Below are 4030 nucleotides of genomic sequence, written 5' to 3'. Positions count from 1 at the left end.
GCCTACGCAAAGCGACTGCGCAGAAAAACGCCGTCGAGAAAGGATATCTGGGATCTGGACGAGGTGGTCGTGACGATCGGCGGTCGAAAGCATTGGCTTTGGCGAGCCGTCGATCAGGACGGATATGTTCTCGACGAAATCGTGCAGGTGTTGGTATCCCCTCACCAACCACGATCCGGCGCGTGCGACAGAAACTGAACCTGTCGCAGCGGGAGGCAGGAGGCATACTCAAGGTCGATGAGAAGGCCTTCGACAAATACGAACGCGGACTGGTCGAGCCGAGCGGGCCGACCAGTCAGTTGCTACGCCTCCTTGACCGTCACCCGGAATTGGTTGACGAATTGCGTCGTACATCCTTAGTGGTATGAGCATTTCACTGAATGGCGCTGTTGCATTTATTAATATTCGCCCCGTCGCTTGGGGGGGTGTATTAGAAACATCGATATCGCAAATTCATCCGCATCAACGCACCTGGTAAAAAGCGGGCCAAATTTATCATGTTAACAACTATTGAAAAACTGCTCAAGCGGCTGGAGGATCTGGAACTGCAAATGACGATTGCTTGCGATCTGAAGGTGTCTTCCGAGGCTCGCCAACATCTATTGAATGAGCTGATGGAACAGCATCGCTTGATTTCTCAAGAGATCATGGAGCTGAGGCTGCGGGAAAAGATGGACGGAAGTGAATGACTGGCCAGACGCGTCATCGGCAAGTCTCCTTATCCGCGAACAAGCGATCGGTGAACTGCCACGGTCCAGGAGACGAGCAGAATCTGATACCAGTATAAATGCTGGCATCATATTGAGCGGTCTTTCCCCACACATTAACCTCATAATGCGGATCGTGTGTCCGCGAGTGGTGTAGCCGGATTCATCGCCATCGGCGGTTTCCGGTAGGGCCGGCGTGAAGAGCAGCGATTCAAGGGAGCAAAGTAATTATGTCGCGGGCCTCGCCCGCACCAGCAACCGTATTACTTGCGCTCGGGGGGGCGGGCGGCTGGCGTTGTGGTCTCGCGCCGTGACAAACTCCTAGTTTATTACCGCCTGGCAATGCCAAAAATCATCGATCTTCTGGACGAGGTCGCACGCTTCCTGAAGAGCAATCCTTCCCCCGCATAAAAGCAACCGCTGTTCCACCCCACGTTGTCCACTGCCGTCTCATCTGCGATCGAGTTTTCATGGAAAAGTGACAAGGAGTTTTTCCATGGAGACTACGTTGGAGGTTGTCACGACGCGGCCTGGCCGACGAGAGATACATCGGCAATGGCCGGATGAGATAAAGGCGCGGATCGTATAAGAAAGCTTGCGGCCGGGTGTGATGGTGAATGAGGTCGCGGCCCGTCACGGGCCGAAGGCCAATCATCTGTGGATCTGAACACCGGCACGACAGGGCAAGCTGGTTTTGCCTGAGCCAGAGGGTGCAATTGAATTCGCGACCATGGTCGTGGAGACGTCCGCACCGTAGCCGTTCGCCGCCAAACAGATGTCTCAGGCCGAGATTATCGTTGGCGCTGTTAAGATCCGTCTTGAGGAAGGAGCGTCTGCAGCCCGGATCGCGCGTGCACTGGCGGCGATGATATGATCTTCCCCTCGAACCGACTGCGGATCATGGTGCGACCAAACCGGTAGACTTCCGTAAAGGGCATGATGGATTAGCAGCGCTTGTGAAGAAGGAGCTGCACAAGGACCCGTTTGCGGGAACAGTATTCGTGTCCAGGTCTCGCAAAACAGACCGGCTGAAGCTGATCTACTGGGATGGCACTGGTATCGTGCTGGCCTACAAGCGGTTGGAAGAGCACAGCTTTACTTGGCCCGGCATCAAAAACGGACTGATGAACTGACCCATGCTCAGTTCGAAGTTAAACAGTTCTGTCGTAGCTTGTTTTCGCAATTAAACCTCGCGCCGCCTTCATTCCACAATACGCTGAGAGCCTCTTTCTGAACCGCAGCGGGTTTGCCAGATCAACCGGCAGAGTTATCAACTGACAGAATTGGGAGAGCGTCTCAGCAGCACGGCCAATTCCGCCTTGGGCAGGGCCCCAGAAAAATAAAACCCCTGAATCAGATCGCATCCCTGCTTTGTAAGAAAGTCCAGTTGCTCTCGGGTTTCCACGCCCTCCACCACCACCTTGAACGACATACCTTTCGCAAGCGATATGATGGCAGATGTCAAGCTGCACTGTCTGGCGTCGGTTGGAATATCAGTGATAAAGCCACGATCGATCTTGATACAGCTGCATGGCAATTCCGCCAGATAGGACAGACACGAATACCCTGTCCCAAAATCGTCGATCGCGATCCCTACGCCCATTTCCCTCAACTCGTTCAGGAGAGGCAAGACTTCGTTTTCGCGCTGGATGTAAGTTGACTCCGTTATTTCGATCTCAAGCTGTCTCGCAGGAAATCCAGTTTCTGACAGAAGTCTCCTCAGGAATGGTATGAAGCGACCAAATCGCAACTGGCTGGCCGATATATTCACGGATAGCGTGACCGGGAGATAGCCAGCCTGAAGCCATTCCTGCCCGTCGCGGCATGCCCTTTCAAGAACATATTCGCCCAAGGCCTCAATGAGACCAGTTTCCTCCACAACCGGGATAAAATCGGCCGGAGAAACAATACCAAGTTCCGGATCCGACCACCTTACGAGTGCTTCAACGCCATGCAGTTCATGGCCAACAGCCGTAAATTGCGGCTGATAATAGACATCGAGTTCGCCGTTGGCGATCGCGTTTTTCAGCTTTAGCCCCAGCTTCACCCGCTTCTGGCTCTGCGTGGTCAGCCGGTCTTCATAAACACCGACTGACCCACGTCTGGAACGTTTCGCCTCGTATAGAGCTGCGTCGGCCCCAAGAAGGGCATCATGATCTCCGGGACGAAGGTGGTAGCTCACGCCAATTGTTGCGGAGGAAAACACTTCCAGATCATCGCGGATGTGAACAGTCTGGCCGAAGCAAGATTGGATTTTCTCGATGATGCCTTCGATAAAGCTGTGATCGCCAGACTGAATGAGAAAGGCGAACTCATCACTCCCGAGGCGACAGAGGACATCGCCCGAAGCTAAATAGTTTTTGCGGAGATTGTCGAGTCGTTCGGCAATCAATTGGAGCACGCGATCACCGACACCGTGACCGTAGCTGTCATTCACGTCCCCAAAATAATCGAGATCGACTATGATCAATGCATGCGGAACATTCTGGAAAGCAGCGCGGCTTTTATCAAGAGTGCGGCGGTTCGGTAAGCCGGTCAGATGATCGTGCGATGCGAGGTATTCGAGTTTTGCCTGCGCCGTCTTTTGTTCTGTAATGTCCGTCACTGAATAAACAAAGGTGTCGCCGCCGCTCGCGTCCTCGCCGGCAGGGGTAATAGAAAGTATGCCAGGCCGATGCCTGTCCGCTCCAAACATGACCTCCCGACGCCATTGCCCAGCCGCGCCGTGCGGCCGCGAAACGGGCGCCCCGTCGATCCAGAATGATTTGTTGATATCTGTATCGTGCCGATCGGTGTGATCGTAATTTATACCCAGCATCGCCCGAAAAGCCGCATTTGCTTTCAGCACCTGGCCGAGATGATTGACGATGGCAAGACCTTCGGTCGAATTCCTGAATACGATATCCCCACGCCGAAGGTCCTGATCCTTTATGGTCATCTCTTTGATCAGATCAGCGCTGCTGGAAGCCAGCAGATGCCATCGAACGGTATCTGTTTCCAGATAATGGATAAATGCCTGCCGCTTCCACAGCACAAACAAGGCCAGCGACATACCATAGGCAACTGCGATAAGGACCTTTCCCGCCAGTCCGCCAATGACGGTCGCAACGATCTGTGTGTTGATACCAAATGCGATGAAAGGAAACGTGATGCCATCAAGCACGAGAACGAGCACGAATGAAAGAATGTAGATGGCCGCCGTGATGGAAAGCGAGGGTTGCTTTTTTTTAACGGTCTCGAAAATGAAAAGTAAGCGCGTAGGCCACCCCACGTATCTTTAGGACTGCTGATCGGCGATTTTATTCGTGAATCATGCGGAGAAT

Annotated in this window: 3 protein-coding genes and 2 pseudogenes; 4 read left to right on the top strand and 1 reads right to left on the bottom strand. The window is 53.4% G+C overall.

Features of this window, described 5'->3' with window-relative positions:
• The 4 genes and pseudogenes from DOU54_RS28330 to tnpB all read left to right on the top strand — a co-directional run.
• A pseudogene (locus tag DOU54_RS28330) lies at nt 1-147 on the top strand (DDE-type integrase/transposase/recombinase); the annotation flags it as partial.
• Nucleotides 148-182: 35 nt separating this feature from the next.
• On the top strand, nt 183-368 hold the full coding sequence (locus DOU54_RS28325) for a type II toxin-antitoxin system MqsA family antitoxin (protein WP_233285222.1): 186 nt from the start codon (nt 183-185) through the stop codon (nt 366-368).
• 129 nt (nt 369-497) lie between these two features.
• The gene (locus DOU54_RS26265) at nt 498-689 is read left to right on the top strand and encodes a hypothetical protein (protein WP_113732125.1); all 192 of its coding nucleotides are present in this window, start codon (nt 498-500) and stop codon (nt 687-689) included.
• 935 nt (nt 690-1624) lie between these two features.
• A pseudogene (gene tnpB / locus DOU54_RS27240) lies at nt 1625-1840 on the top strand (IS66 family insertion sequence element accessory protein TnpB); the annotation flags it as partial.
• A 137-nt stretch (nt 1841-1977) separates the two neighbouring features.
• Here the strand turns inward: tnpB and DOU54_RS26255 are convergent.
• Nucleotides 1978-3978: a putative bifunctional diguanylate cyclase/phosphodiesterase gene (locus tag DOU54_RS26255; RefSeq protein ID WP_113732124.1), complete on the bottom strand. Its 2001-nt coding sequence runs from the start codon at nt 3976-3978 to the stop codon at nt 1978-1980.
• Between the last annotated feature and the right edge of the window lie 52 nt (nt 3979-4030).

Origin of the sequence: Agrobacterium sp. MS2, assembly GCF_003261015.1 — a bacterium.
GTDB lineage: Bacteria > Pseudomonadota > Alphaproteobacteria > Rhizobiales > Rhizobiaceae > Agrobacterium > Agrobacterium pusense.
This window is presented reverse-complemented; position numbering and strand designations above follow the sequence as displayed.

Excerpts from the sequence above, each read along its gene's own strand:
- DOU54_RS26265 (WP_113732125.1), top strand. The coding sequence starts at position 498 with ATGTTAACAACTATTGAAAAACTGCTCAAGCGGCTGGAGGATCTGGAA.